The sequence below is a fragment of the Streptomyces sp. CA-278952 genome, from assembly GCF_028747205.1.
In the GTDB taxonomy this organism is placed as follows: domain Bacteria; phylum Actinomycetota; class Actinomycetes; order Streptomycetales; family Streptomycetaceae; genus Streptomyces.
Genome location: NZ_CP112880.1, coordinates 1,638,921 through 1,651,721, shown reverse-complemented (window position 1 = coordinate 1,651,721; position 12,801 = coordinate 1,638,921). Strand labels below are relative to the sequence as shown.

Genomic DNA, 12,801 nt, shown 5'->3' with positions numbered 1-12,801 from the left:
GTCCCGTGCGCGTCCCTCCGTGTGCGGTCGGCTCCGTCCCGCCGGGCCGTGACGGAAAGGACCTCCATGACCACGACTTCGGCTCCTCCGCTCCGTATCGGCAAGGCCGCCGTCCGCTCCCTCGGCATCCTGGCGCTGGCCACCGGCGCCCTGGAATCGGTGGTGACGCCGACGCTCCCGCTCCTGCGGCGTGAGCTGGACATGAGTCACGCCGAAGGGGCGCTGCTCAGCATCGTGCTCCTCGTCACCGGCGCGCTGATCACGCCGGTGGCCGGGAAGTTAGGCGACCGCTACGGCGGGAAACGGGTCCTCGTCCGGCTGATGGTGGTCGTCTGTGCCGGGGGTCTGGTGTCCGCCCTGGCGCCGAACCTGCCGGTGCTGCTGCTCGGCCAGATACTCCAGGGCGCGATGGTGGGCGCGCTGCCCCTGTCGTTCATCCTCGTGCGCGAACACCTCCCCGAGGGCGAGTCCAAGGTGGCCATCGGGGTGGTCAGCGGACTGTTCGTCGGGGGCACGATGGCGGGGACGCTGGCGGCCGGTCCCGTGGCCGAAGGGCTGTCCCGGCACTGGATGTTCGCGCTGCCCACGTTCGCGGTCATCGGGGCCACCGTGCTGGTGCACCGGCTGATGCCGCAGGATCCGCCGCGCCGGCCGGACGGCGCCGGGATCGACTGGCCCGGCCTGGTCCTCCTGAGCGGAACGCTCGTCACCCTCATGCTCGTTCTGGCGCTGGCGCCCGAGATCGTCGCGCGTCCCCTCGTGCTCGTCGCCCTCCTCGTGCTGCTGGCCGCCTTCGCGACCGGGTGGGTGGCCGTCGAACGGCGCGCGGCCTCGCCGATGGTCGATCTGCGCATGGTGGGGCGGCCCGAGGTGTGGAAAGCGTGCGTGCTGACGTTCATGATCTGCGTCGGTACGTCGGTGGCGGCCTATCTCGTCCCGGCGCTGTTCGCGGTACCCGCCGACGCGTACGGGTTCGGGGCGAGCGCGACGCAGATCGGCCTCTTCCTGCTGCCCGGGGCCGTGGCCGCGTCACTGGCCGGGCCGGCCGGCGGGTTCGGGGCGCGGCGCTTCGGTTCGCGTGCCGTGGTCACCGTAGGGGTTCTCGTCATGGCCGCCGGCCTGTTCGGCCTGGCGGCCGTCCACACCGAGGTCTGGCACCTCGTCGTCGGCAAGATGCTCATCGCGCTCGCCAACGGGCTCTGCGTCACGGCGATGGTGACCAGCACCGCCACCTCCGTCGACCGCGGTGACACCGGCATCGCCACCGGCCTGGTCCTGGTGACGCGCGTGATCGGCTTCGCCGTGGGGGTCCAGATCAGCGGCGCGATCCTCACTGCCAGGACCCCCGCCGGGTCGGACCTCCCGGCCGAATCGGCCTATGTCGTCGGCTTCGTCCTGGCCGGAGCCGTCACGGCGCTGTCCCTGCTCGTCGTCCGCACCCTGAGCAAAGGAGTCAAGAAATGACCCGCGTCGACATGTTGGTGAACGGTCCCGCCGCCGCCCGGGGCCGTACGGTCCTGATATCGGGGGCCGGCATCGCGGGGCCCGCCCTCGCGTACTGGCTGAACCGCTACGGATTCGCGGTCACGGTGGTCGAGAAGGCGGGCACGGTCCGCGACGGCGGCTATCCCATCGATGTGCGCGGCACCGCGCTCGACGTCGTCCGGCGGATGGGGATCCTGCCCCGGCTGCGGGACGCGCACATCGATCTGCGACGGCTGACCTTCCTCGACGAGGACGGCTCCCGGGTGGCCTCGGTCGACCCGCACGCCGTCACCGGCGGGGTCGCGGGAAGAGACCTGGAGGTGCGACGCGGGGCGCTGGCCGGGGCGCTCCACGAGGCCGTCCGCGACGACGTGGAGTTCCTGTTCGACGACTCCATCGACACTCTCGCCCAGCACCGCCACGGGGTCGACGTCACCTTCCGCGGGGGAGGCAGCCGTACGTTCGACCTGGTGGTGGCGGCGGACGGGCTGCACTCGCACACCCGCGCGCTCCTGTTCGGACCCGAGGAGCGGTTCCACCGCTATCTCGGTCACTGCTTCGCCGGGTTCACCCTGCGCAACACCTTCGGGCTCGTCCGCGAGACCGTGATGTGGAACGCCCCGGGGCGGGCCGCCGTGCTGTACGCCGTGGGCGACGACGGAGACGTGCACGGCTTCCTCACCTTCGCCCGCACCCAACCGCCGTTCGACGCGTTCCGTGACCCGGGGGCCCAACGGGACCTGGTAGCCGAGGTCTTCGACGGTGCGGGGTGGGAGGTCCCGGGCATGCTCGCCGCCCTGCGCGACGCGGACGACCTGTTCTTCGACGTGGTCAGCCAGATCCGCATGGACCGCTGGTCCAGCGGCAGGGTCGCGCTGGTGGGCGACGCCGCGTACGCGCCCTCCTTCCTCACCGGCCAGGGCTCCAGCCTCGCCCTGGTCGGCGCGTACATGCTCGCCGGATCGCTGGCGGCCGAACGGGATCACGCCGCGGGCTTCGCCGCCTACGAGCGCGACACCCGTGCGTTCGTGACCCTGAACCAGGATCAGGTCGGCAAGGGAGAGGCCGCCCTCTTCCCGGCCACCGCCCGGGGGCTGGAGCAGCGCAACACCATGCTGCGCTCTCTGGGCTCCATGCCGCCCCCGGTGGAGGGGCGGCCGGCCCACGAGGCCCTGGTGCTGCCGGAGTTCAGGCTCCCGGGGTGAGCGTCGCGCCGGTCTGCCGGGGGACCCGCAGGGGGTTGTCGTCGCGGAGTTCGGGGGGCAGGAGGGCGTCGGGGAAGGACTGGTAGCAGACCGGGCGCAGCCAGCGTTCGACGGCGAGGGTGCCGACGCTCGTGGTTCCGGGCGAGCTCGTCGCCGGCCACGGCCCCCCGTGCACCATCGCGTGGCAGACCTCGACGCCGGTGGGCCAGCCGCCCCACAGAACGCGGCCCGCCCGCTCCTCCAGCACAGGCAGCAGCCCGAGGGCCGTCGTCCGGTCGGCGTCCGTCGCGTGCAGGGTGGCCGTCAGCTGGCCCTCCAACTCCTCCAGCAGGTGCAGGAGTTCGTCCATGCCCGACCAGCGCACGACGAGCCCCGCCGCGCCGAAGACCTCGCCGGAGAGGTCCGTGTGCGCGGTGTACGTGGCCGTGTCGCACACCAGGACGACGGGGGCCGGCGCGTATGCACCGGCCCCCGCCGTGCCCCGTGCCACCTCCCGTACGCCCGGTACGTCCTCCCACCGCCGTACGCCCTCGGTGTACGCCCGGGCGATGTCCGGGGTGAGCATGACCTGCCCCTCCGCGGCCTTCACGGCCCGGGCGGCGGCGGAGAGGAAGGCGTCGCCCGCCGGTCCGGCAGGCAGCAGCAGGAGGCCGGGGTTGGTGCAGAACTGCCCCGCGCCGGCCGTCAGCGAGGCCACGTACGCGTCGGCCGCGGCTTCCGGCTCGGCGAGGGCTCCGTCGAGCATGATCACGGGATTGACCGCGGACATCTCGGCGTGGACCGGGATGGGCACCGGGCGCGAGCGGCCGGCGGCGAGCAGCGCCAGCCCGCCGGTCCGGGAGCCGGTGAACCCCACCGCGGTGATCCGCGGATCGCCGACCAGGGCGAGCCCGACGTCGTGACCCCGGCCCACCAGCAGGGAGAACACACCGGCCGGCATGCCGGTGCGCGCGGCGGCGGCCGTGACGGCTCGGGCCACCATCTCTCCGGTGCCCGGGTGCGCCGGGTGCCCCTTGACCACCACGGGGCAGCCTGCGGCCAGCGCGGACGCGGTGTCGCCGCCCGCGACCGAGAACGCCAGCGGGAAGTTGCTCGCACCGAACACGGCCACCGGGCCGAGAGGCACGCGCCGGAGCCGTACGTCCGTGCCCGAGGGGCCGGAGTCGATCCGGGCGCCGAGGGCGGCCCCGCTCCTGACGAGGTCGGCGAAGAGGCGCAACTGCCCGCAGGCGCGTCCCCGTTCACCGGTCAGCCGGGCCGGCGGGAGCCCGGTCTCCCGGGCGGCGAGTTCCAGCAGGGCGTCGCCCAGGGCCTCGATCTCCTCCGCGCAGGCGTCGAGGAAGGCCGCCCGCCGCTCGGGCGGCAGGGCGCGGAAGGCGCGGGCGTCCGCCGCGGCGAGCCGGGCCGCCTCGGCGACCTGCTCCGCCGAGGCGTCCCGGTGCGGGGGGCCGAACGGTTCGCCGGTCGCGGCGGCGACCGCGTGCCAGGCGTCGTTCCCGGTGCCGGGGACCGCGCGACCGGCCAGGAGCGAGTGCCCGGCCAGGAGTGGGTTCGCGGTCGCGAGTGGGCTCCCGGCCGGGAGTGGGTTCTCGGTCGAGGGTGCGTTCTCGGTCGGGAGTGCGTTCCTTGTCGGGGGTGAGTCGCCGGTCAGGGGGGCCGGGCCGGTCGGGGGAGTGGGGCCGTTGAGGGGGGCGGGCCTGTTCCGGGGCGGCTCCCCGGGCAGGGATGGGTTTCCGGTCGGGTTCACAGCGATGCGTCTCCCTGTGCGCGCCGGTGGGCGGCGCGCCGTCGTCGGGTGCCCGGGTGAAAGTCACCGGAGCGGTGGCGTTGTCCTCGGGTCGTCCGGATGTATAGCCTAAGCAATGGCATGTGACATTGCACTAAGGAGCGGCCATGAAAGTCGTCGTCGTCGGAGCGGGCATCGTGGGCGCCGCGTGCGCGTTCCACGCCGCCGCGGCGGGGCTCGACGTCACGGTCCTCGACCGTGGTCCCGTCGGAGCGGGCACGACCAGCCGGGGGGAGGGCAACATCCTCCTCTCCGACAAGGAGCCCGGCCCCGAACTGGAGCTGGCCCGGCTCAGCCGGGACCTCTGGGACGAGGCCGGTGAGGAACTCGGCCCGGAGACCGTCGAGTTCGAGGCCAAGGGCGGCCTCGTCGTCGCGAGCACACCCGAAGCCCTCACCGCCCTCCACGCGTTCGCCGCGCGCCAGGCGGCCGCGGGCGTCCGCACCGAAGCAGTCGAACGCGTCGGCGAACTCGAACCCCACAGCGCGCCCGGCCTCCCCGGCGGCGTCCACTACCCGCAGGACGCCCAGGTGCAGCCCGTTCTCGCGGCGGCCGCACTGCTGCGCGCCGCGGTCCGGCACGGGGCCCGGACACAGACCGGCGAGGCCGCGGCCGCGGTCACCGGGGCCGACGGCCGGATCACCGGAGTGCGCACCACCGACGGCAGGGTGCTCCCCGCCGACGCCGTGGTCAACGCCGCCGGCACCTGGGGCGGCGAGGTCGGCCGCCGCCTCGGCGCGCCCGTCGAGATCCTGCCCCGCCGGGGCTTCGTCCTCGTCACCGAGCCGCTGCCGCCGATGATCCGGCACAAGGTCTACTCCGCCGACTACGTGGCCAACGTCGCCTCCAGCGACGAGGGTCTGGAGACGTCGTGCGTCGTGGAGGGCACCCGCGCGGGCACGATCCTGATCGGCGCCAGCCGCGAACGCGTCGGCTTCGACACCTCGATGAACCCGGCCGTGGTGGCCACGCTCGCCGCCCAGGCATGCCGCCTCTTCCCGTTCCTGCGCGGCGTCCACCTGATCCGTGCCTACCGGGGCTTCAGGCCGTACTGCCCGGACCACCTGCCGGTCATCGGCCCCGACCCCCGTGTCCCCGGTGTCGTCCACGCGTGCGGCCACGAGGGCGCCGGCATCGGCCTCGCCCCCGGGACCGGCGCCCTGGTCACCGCCCAGCTCCTCGGCCGCCCGTGGCGGGGCGCCGATCCGGCCGCCCACACCGGCCTTCTGCCCGACCGATTCCTCAACCCCGGAGGTGTGCCCGAGTGACCGCAGTGAACGCGTTCACCGTGGACGGCGAGCCGTTGCCGTTCCTACCGGGACAGACCCTGGCCGCCGCGCTCGTCGCCTCGGGCCGGGTCGCCTGGCGGACCACCCGGGACGGCCGACGGCCCCGGGGCATCTTCTGCGGGATCGGCGTCTGTTACGACTGCCTGGTGACCGTCGATGGAACGGGCGGGCAGCGCGCTTGCCTGGTGCAGGCCCGCGCGGGCATGGCCGTCACGACCGGGGAGGCCGACGATGAGTGAGCCCCGTGACCTCGTGGTGGTGGGCGCGGGCCCGGCCGGCATGGCCGCCGCCGCCACCGCCCTGGACGGCGGGCTGCGGGTCGCTCTCGTCGACTCGGGCGCCGCCCCGGGCGGCCAGTTCTGGCGCCACCCCCCGCTCCTCGCGCGGGAAGCCGTTCCGACCGCCGATCTGCACCACGGGCTGAGCACCTACCGGGCGCTGTGCGCCACCCTCTCCGCCCACGAGCGCACCGGACGGCTCACGCTGCTGCTGAACCACCATGTGTGGACCACGGCCCGCGACGGGGACGGCTTCACCGTCCACGCCGTGGACCGCGGCCGGGCACCCGAAGAGCGGGCCGTCGTGCTGCGCGCGCCGGCGCTGCTGGTGGCGACGGGTGCGTACGACCGCCAACTCCCCTTCCCCGGCTGGGACCTGCCCGGAGTGCTCACCGCCGGCGGGCTCCAGTCACTGCTCAAGGGCGGGGGAGTCGTCGCCGGCCGCCGGGTGGTCCTCGGCGGCACGGGCCCCTTCCTGCTGCCGGTCGCCGCCGCCCTCGCCGCCCGCGGGGCGAAGGTCGTCGCCGTGTGCGAAGCGGCGGCGCCCTCGGCCTGGTTGCACCACCCCGCGGCCCTGCTGCGCAACCCCGCCAAGTGGGCCGAGGGCGCGCGGTACGCGGGCACCCTCGCCCGGCACCGCGTCCCGGTCCGCACCCGCACCGCGATCGTCGGCGCCGAAGGAGCAGGGGGGCGGGTCGCCGCCGTGCGCACCGCCGCTCTGGACGCCGACGGGCGCCCGCTCGCGGGCACGGAACGCCGGATCGAGGCCGACACCGTGGGCGTCGGCTGGGGCTTCGTCCCCCAGCTCGACCTGCTGCTCCCGCTCGGCTGCGACCTCGCCGACGCGGGCGACGGCACCATGGCCGCCGCCGTCGACGACGGACAGCGCACCACAGTGCCCGGGCTGTACACGGCGGGCGAGACCTGCGGCGTGGGCGGGGCCGCGCTCGCGGTGAGCGAGGGGCGCCTCGCCGCCGTCTCGGTGCTCACCGACCTCGCCGCCCCCGGCCGGCCCGGCACCCGCCGCCCGGCCGCGGAGCGCCGGGCGGTGGCCCGGCACCGCGCCTTCGCCCGGGCGATGGCACAGGCCCACCCCCTGCCCCCGGCCTGGCCCGCGTGGCTGACCGACGACACACCGGTCTGCCGGTGCGAAGAGGTCACCGCGGGGGCGGTCCGGTCCGCCCGCGCCGACGAGGCGGCAGCCGACCACCGGCAGGTCAAACAGCTGACCAGAGCCGGTATGGGCTGGTGCCAGGGCCGGATGTGCGGGCCGGCCGTCCACTGCCTCGTCTCCGCCCGCGATCAGCCGTACGCCCCCGCCGAGCGGCTGATCGCGACCCCCGTCACCCTCGGTGCGCTCGCCGATTCCGTCGAGCCCACTTCCGACCCCATCTGAGGAGTTCCCATGGATCTGGACCGCACCTCCGTTCCCACCCGCATGCCCTGGCACGGGGTCATCGTCGCGACGAGCCTCCCGTTCGGCCCGGACCTCGCCGTCGACCACGGCGCCTACGGGGACAACGTCGCCTGGCTCGCCGAACAAGGCCTGCACGGCGTCGCCCCGAACGGATCGCTGGGCGAATACCAGACCCTGACGTACGAGGAGCGCGACCGCGTCGTGGAGACCGCCGTCGCCAACGCCCCCGAGGGCTTCACCGTGATGCCGGGCGTCGGAGCGTACGGCGCGCTCGAGGCGAGGCGGCACGCGCGGTTCGCCCAGGACGCCGGCTGCCAGGCCGTCATGTGCCTGCCGCCCAACGCCTACCGGGCCGACGACCGGGCCGTCCTGGAACACTACGCGATGGTCGCCTCCGCCGGCCTCCCCGTCACCGCCTACAACAACCCCATCGACACCAAGGTCGACCTGCGCCCGGAGCTGCTGGCCAAGCTGCACGCCGAAGGGTTCATCGTGGGCGTGAAGGAGTTCTCCGGCGACGTCCGCCGGTGCTACGCCCTCAACGAACTCGCCCCCGGGCTCGATTTGATCGTCGGCACCGACGACACCCTCCTGGAAGTCGGCGTCGCCGGCGCCAAGGGCTGGGTCGCCGGCTACCCCCAGGTCTTCCCGCGCGCCTGCCTCGACCTCTACAACGCCTCGCTGGCCGGCGATCTCGACACCGCGCTCCCGCTCTACCGACAGCTCCACTCCGTACTGCGCTGGGACAGCAGGACCGAGTTCGTCCAGGCGATCAAGCTCGGCCAGGACATGATCGGCCGGACCGGCGGTGGCTGCCGTCCGCCCCGGCAGACCCTGGACCCGGAGACCGAGGCCGTCGTCCGCGCCGCCACCCAGGCCCTCATCGACGCGGGGGTGAACTGACGTGCGCTCCACGGTCTGTTACCACGCGGTCGACTCGCACACCGAGGGCATGCCGACCCGGGTCATCACCGGCGGGGTGGGGGTTTTGCCGGGCGCGACGATGGCCGAGCGACGGCAGCGGTTCCAGGCGGAGCGCGACGGACTGCGCACCCTGCTCATGTGCGAGCCGCGCGGGCACGGGGCCATGTCCGGAGCGATCCTCCAGCCCCCGACCCGGCCGGACGCCGACTTCGGCGTGCTGTTCATCGAGGTGTCCGGCTGCTTGCCCATGTGCGGCCACGGCACCATCGGCGTGGCGACGGTCCTCGTGGAGACCGGCATGGTCGAGGCGGTCGAACCGGAGACCCTCATCCGCCTCGACACCCCCGCGGGCCTCGTCACGGCACGGGTCGCCGTGCGCGACGGCCGCGCCGAGTCCGTCACCCTGGAGAACGTCGCCTCCTACAGCCACGCGCTGGACCAGGTCGTCGAGGTCGAGGGGTTCGGCCCGGTCCGCTACGACATGGCGTACGGCGGCAACTTCTACGCCATCGTGCGCACCGAGGACCTCGGCATCCCCTACGGCCGGGCGGAGAAGGGGCGGCTGCTGGAGGCGGGCCTGGCCGTCATGGGGGCGATCAACGAGCGGAACCCGGTGGTCCACCCGGAGAACCCCGCGATCGACGTCTGCCACCACGTCTATCTGGAGGCGCCCGGCTCGACCGCCGAGCACTCGCGGCACGCCATGGCCATCCACCCCGGCTGGTTCGACCGCTCGCCCTGCGGGACGGGAACCAGTGCCCGGATGGCCCAACTGCACGCGCGGGGACAGCTGGAGACCGGACAGGACTTCGTCAACGAGTCCTTCATCGGGTCCCGTTTCACGGGCCGGATCCTGGCGGAGACCACGGTCGGCGGCAGGCCCGCCGTACTGCCCTCCGTCACCGGCCGCGCCTGGATCACCGGGACCGCGCAGTACCTGCTCGACCCCACGGACCCCTACCCGACGGGATTCACCGTATGACCTCCGATCCGTACACCGTGCCGATCGGGACCGCGTACACCGGGACGGCAGCGACGGCTTACACCGTGCCGATCGGGACCGCGTGCACCGGGACGGCCGGGGCGGCGTACACCGTGCCGATCGACACGGTCGACTGGCACACCGGGGGCGAGCCGTTCCGGATCGTGCCCACAGCCCCGCCGGCCGTGACCGGGCACGGGCCCACCGTCGCCGAGCGCCGCACGGCCGCCATGGCCGACGCCGGGGTGCAGTGGACCCGGGCCCTGCTGTGCGGCGAACCGCGCGGCCACGCCGACATGTACGGGGCCTTCCTGGTGCCGCCCGACGACGCCGGGGCCCACCTCGGCGCCCTCTTCTGGCACAAGGACGGCTTCTCCACGGCCTGCGGGCACGGCACGATAGCCCTCGGTGCCTGGGCGGTCGCCACCGGCCTGGTCCCGGCGCCCGCCGACGGCACGACGGACGTCGTCATCGACGTCCCCTCCGGCCGTGTCACGGCGAGCGTGCGCACGGCCGGCGGCCGGGTCGCGGACGTGACGTTCGTCAACGTCCCCGGCCATGTCCACGCGCGCGGCGTCGAGGTGGCCACCTCGCAGGGCACCGTCACCGTCGACATCGCCTACGGCGGCGCCATGTACGCGGTGCTCCCGGCGTCCCGGCTCGGCCTGCGGGTCCGGCCGCGGGACGTCACCGCGCTCGTCGCGGCCGGCCGCGAGATCCGCGACGCGCTGAACGTCGCCCACGCCGCCGAACACCCCGAGGACGCCCGGCTGTCCGGCGTCTACGGGACGGTGTTCACCGAGGAGGCCGGCGGCCAGGTCGAACGGCCCGACGGCACCCGGCTGCTGCACCACCGCAACGTCACGGTGTTCGCGGACGGCCAGGTCGACCGCTCCCCGTGCGGCTCGGGCACCGCGGCCCGGGTGGCGCTCCTCGCCGACGCCGGGGAACTGCGCCTCGGCGACGAGCTGAGACACGAGTCGGTGGTGGGCTCCGTCTTCCGCGCCCGGATCGAACGGTCCACCACGGCCCACGGCCGCCCCGCGGTCGTCCCGGCCGTGACGGGCACCGCGTACGCCACCGGCACGAGCCGCTTCACGGTCGATCCCGACGACACCCTCGTACCCGGGTTCGTGCTGCGATGACGGTGAGGCTCGACGCCGCGGACGTGTCCGCGCTCGGTCCGGCCGGCGCCGTCGCCGCGATCCGGGAGGCGCTGGCCGGGGGGCTCGATCCGGACGGCGACGTGCCGCGGGCGGTCGTGCCGCTGGCCCACGGGCAGGGGCTGCTCATGCCCTCGGAGTCCGGCGGTTGGTTCGGCGTGAAGATCGCCACCGTCGCACCCGGCAACGCGGCGCGCGGGCTGCAGAGGATCAACGCCACGTATCTGCTGCACGACAGCGCGACCCTGACGCCGGTGGCCCTGCTGGACGGGGTGGCGCTGACGACCCTGCGCACCCCCGCCGTCTCGGTCGCGGCCGGTCTGGACCGGCTGCGCGGGCTCGCCGGCGGGGGCGGGGGGCTGCGCCTGGTGGTCTTCGGCGCGGGCCCTCAAGGGGAGGGGCACGTCTCCGCCGTACGGGCCCATGTTCCGGTGGCCGATGTCACGGTCGTCACCCGGAGCGGAGGGCCCGTGCCCGGCTGGGCGGACCGGCGCTTGGCGGCGGGCGGCGGCGGGGGAGCGGCGGCCGCGGTGCGGCGCGCGGACGTCGTCGTCACCGCTACCTCCGCGCGTGAACCGGTGGTCGACGGGCGTCTGGTGCGCGACGGCGCGGTGGTGCTGGCGGTCGGCTCGCACGAACCGGACGCGCGGGAGCTCGACAGCGTGCTGATGGGGCGTGCCACCGTCCTGGTGGAGAGCCGCGCGACCGCCCTCCGGGAGGCGGGCGACGTCGTCATGGCGATCCACGAGGGCGCGCTCGCCCCGGACGACCTCGTCACCCTGGCGGAGCTGAACGCCTCATGGGGGGACGTCCCGACCGACCGCCCGCTGGTCGTGAAGACGTGCGGGATGGCCTGGCAGGACCTGGTGGTCGCCGTCGCGGCCCACCGGCGGAAGGAGCGGAAGGAACGGAAGGAGCGGAAGGAGGCGACGCCGGGGGAGCGGAGCTGAGTGTCCGCCGACGCCGGCCCGGCTCCGTGCCCCTCGCGGGCCGTTACGTCACCACACGCCGCCTCGCGCGGGCCGCCGCACTACGCGCCGCCCCACGCCGACTTGGGCGTCACTACGCGCCGCCCCACGCCGACTCGGGCGTCGCCACACGCCGCCCCACGCCGACTTCGGCGTCACCACGCGCCGTCCCCGACCGCACTTCGCGCGTCAGCGTGCGCCGAGCTTGCGGGACGGGACGGCGCGTTCGGCTGCCAGCTTCCGGTCCGCCCACAGGGTCCGCACATGCGCGAGGTGGCGGCGCATGTGCTCCTCGGCCCCCTCCGCGTCCCCCGCGATCATGATGTCCAGGAGCGCGGTGTGCTCCCGCGCCGAGCCCACCAGCGACCCCTCCTGGGACAGGTCGGTGAGCCCGTAGAGCCGGGAACGCTTGCGCAGGTCGGCCACGGTCTCCACCAGGCGCGCGTTTCCGGCGAGGGCGAGCAGGTCGAGATGGAAACGGCGGTCCGACTCCAGGTAGGCGATCAGGTCGCCGCCCTGCGCGGCGGTCACGATCTCCTCGGCCACCGGACGCACCGCCTCCAACTGCTCGCGGGAGGCGGTGCGGGTCACGCGGCCGATGGTGGGGATCTCGATGAGGGCGCGGATCTCGGTGTACTCGTCCAGGTCGCGCTCGGAGAGTTCGGTGACGCGGAACCCCTTGTTGCGCACCGCCTCGACCAGGCCCTCGCGGGCCAGATCCAGCATGGCCTCGCGCACCGGCGTGGCGGAGACGCCGTACTCGGCGGCGAGCGTGGGCGCCGAGTAGATCACGCCCGGCTGGAGTTCCCCCGCGATCAGCGCGGCACGCAGAGCGTTGGCCACCTGGTCGCGCAGATGCTCCTGCACCGAGATGAGTTTGCGGGACTTCAGCTCACTCATGCGTTCCCCTTCAATGATGTGGCACCGCACTATACAATGTCACGTTGCGCGGTGCGTCATCGGTCCAAGGCCAGTGCTGTCCAGGCCGGCGCTGCCAGCTGTCCAGGAGGCGGGCCATCCGCTCCTCTACGCCGTCGACCGTACGGGGCAGCGCGCCGGAGAGCAGCTTCGCCCCGTCCGCGGTGATCACCAGGTCGTCCTCGATCCGCACGCCCATGCCGCGCAGCTCGGGCGGCAGCGTCTCGTCGTCCGGCTGGAGGTAGAGCCCCTCGGCGATGTTGCCCTCGCTCCGGGCGCGCAGCTGGAACACGCCCTCGATCCGCCGTTCGCCCCGGGGGTGGCGCAGGGTGAGTGTCCGTCAGCCCCTCGTGTCCCCGGCACTTTCGGGCCGCTGGGCGGTCCGC

The 12,801-nt window shown here is 74.4% G+C and carries 11 protein-coding genes and 1 pseudogene; 9 read left to right on the top strand and 3 right to left on the bottom strand.

Going from position 1 to position 12,801, the window contains the following annotated elements; genetic code table 11:
- Window positions 1–66: 66 nt before the first annotated feature.
- On the top strand, window positions 67–1,464 hold the full coding sequence (locus N7925_RS07135) for an MFS transporter (protein WP_274343386.1): 1,398 nt from the start codon (window positions 67–69) through the stop codon (window positions 1,462–1,464).
- Complete coding sequence (locus N7925_RS07130) at window positions 1,461–2,690, top strand: FAD-dependent monooxygenase (protein WP_274343385.1); 1,230 nt, start codon at window positions 1,461–1,463, stop codon at window positions 2,688–2,690. The genes N7925_RS07135 and N7925_RS07130 overlap by 4 nt, the downstream gene beginning before the upstream one ends.
- Here the strand turns inward: N7925_RS07130 and N7925_RS07125 are convergent.
- Window positions 2,674–4,437 carry an aldehyde dehydrogenase (NADP(+)) gene (locus N7925_RS07125; protein WP_274343384.1) on the bottom strand — a complete coding sequence of 588 codons (1,764 nt, stop codon included), beginning with the start codon at window positions 4,435–4,437 and terminating at the stop codon, window positions 2,674–2,676. The genes N7925_RS07130 and N7925_RS07125 overlap by 17 nt on opposite strands.
- A gap of 146 nt (window positions 4,438–4,583) precedes the next feature.
- Between N7925_RS07125 and N7925_RS07120 the strand changes: the two genes are divergently transcribed.
- From N7925_RS07120 to N7925_RS07090, 7 genes are read left to right on the top strand one after another with little or no spacing between them, the layout of a single operon-like run.
- Complete coding sequence (locus tag N7925_RS07120; RefSeq protein WP_274343383.1) at window positions 4,584–5,744, top strand: NAD(P)/FAD-dependent oxidoreductase; 1,161 nt, start codon at window positions 4,584–4,586, stop codon at window positions 5,742–5,744.
- A gap of 5 nt (window positions 5,745–5,749) precedes the next feature.
- Window positions 5,750–6,004 carry a (2Fe-2S)-binding protein gene (locus tag N7925_RS07115; protein WP_274346416.1) on the top strand — a complete coding sequence of 85 codons (255 nt, stop codon included), beginning with the start codon at window positions 5,750–5,752 and terminating at the stop codon, window positions 6,002–6,004.
- Window positions 5,997–7,439, top strand: coding sequence for an FAD-dependent oxidoreductase (locus tag N7925_RS07110; RefSeq protein WP_274343382.1), 1,443 nt, complete (start codon window positions 5,997–5,999; stop codon window positions 7,437–7,439). Before N7925_RS07115 ends, N7925_RS07110 begins: the two co-directional genes overlap by 8 nt.
- 9 nt (window positions 7,440–7,448) lie before the next feature.
- Window positions 7,449–8,363 (top strand): dihydrodipicolinate synthase family protein, encoded by a 915-nt coding sequence (locus tag N7925_RS07105; protein WP_265598647.1) that lies wholly within the window; start codon window positions 7,449–7,451, stop codon window positions 8,361–8,363.
- A gap of 1 nt (window position 8,364) precedes the next feature.
- Window positions 8,365–9,366: a proline racemase family protein gene (locus N7925_RS07100; protein WP_265598646.1), complete on the top strand. Its 1,002-nt coding sequence runs from the start codon at window positions 8,365–8,367 to the stop codon at window positions 9,364–9,366.
- A complete protein-coding gene (locus N7925_RS07095) occupies window positions 9,363–10,511 on the top strand; it encodes a proline racemase family protein (RefSeq protein ID WP_274343381.1) in 1,149 nt (382 codons plus the stop codon). The genes N7925_RS07100 and N7925_RS07095 overlap by 4 nt, the downstream gene beginning before the upstream one ends.
- Window positions 10,508–11,479, top strand: a complete 972-nt coding sequence (locus N7925_RS07090) for an ornithine cyclodeaminase family protein (protein ID WP_265598644.1) — start codon at window positions 10,508–10,510, stop codon at window positions 11,477–11,479. Before N7925_RS07095 ends, N7925_RS07090 begins: the two co-directional genes overlap by 4 nt.
- A gap of 207 nt (window positions 11,480–11,686) precedes the next feature.
- Here N7925_RS07090 and N7925_RS07085 read toward each other — a convergent pair whose 3' ends face one another.
- Together N7925_RS07085 and N7925_RS07080 are read right to left on the bottom strand one after the other, a co-directional pair.
- Window positions 11,687–12,397: a GntR family transcriptional regulator gene (locus tag N7925_RS07085; RefSeq protein WP_265598643.1), complete on the bottom strand. Its 711-nt coding sequence runs from the start codon at window positions 12,395–12,397 to the stop codon at window positions 11,687–11,689.
- Between the two features lie 97 nt (window positions 12,398–12,494).
- Window positions 12,495–12,731 (bottom strand): annotated as a pseudogene (locus N7925_RS07080) (aminopeptidase P family protein); the annotation flags it as partial.
- Between the last annotated feature and the right edge of the window lie 70 nt (window positions 12,732–12,801).

Bases quoted from the DNA above. Each gene is read 5' to 3' on its own strand.
- N7925_RS07135 (WP_274343386.1), top strand. From the start codon at position 67: ATGACCACGACTTCGGCTCCTCCGCTCCGTATCGGCAAGGCCGCCGTC.
- N7925_RS07130 (WP_274343385.1), top strand. From the start codon at position 1,461: ATGACCCGCGTCGACATGTTGGTGAACGGTCCCGCCGCCGCCCGGGGC.
- N7925_RS07120 (WP_274343383.1), top strand. From the start codon at position 4,584: ATGAAAGTCGTCGTCGTCGGAGCGGGCATCGTGGGCGCCGCGTGCGCG.
- N7925_RS07110 (WP_274343382.1), top strand. From the start codon at position 5,997: ATGAGTGAGCCCCGTGACCTCGTGGTGGTGGGCGCGGGCCCGGCCGGC.
- N7925_RS07105 (WP_265598647.1), top strand. From the start codon at position 7,449: ATGGATCTGGACCGCACCTCCGTTCCCACCCGCATGCCCTGGCACGGG.
- N7925_RS07095 (WP_274343381.1), top strand. From the start codon at position 9,363: ATGACCTCCGATCCGTACACCGTGCCGATCGGGACCGCGTACACCGGG.
- N7925_RS07090 (WP_265598644.1), top strand. From the start codon at position 10,508: ATGACGGTGAGGCTCGACGCCGCGGACGTGTCCGCGCTCGGTCCGGCC.
- N7925_RS07085 (WP_265598643.1), bottom strand. From the start codon at position 12,397: ATGAGTGAGCTGAAGTCCCGCAAACTCATCTCGGTGCAGGAGCATCTG.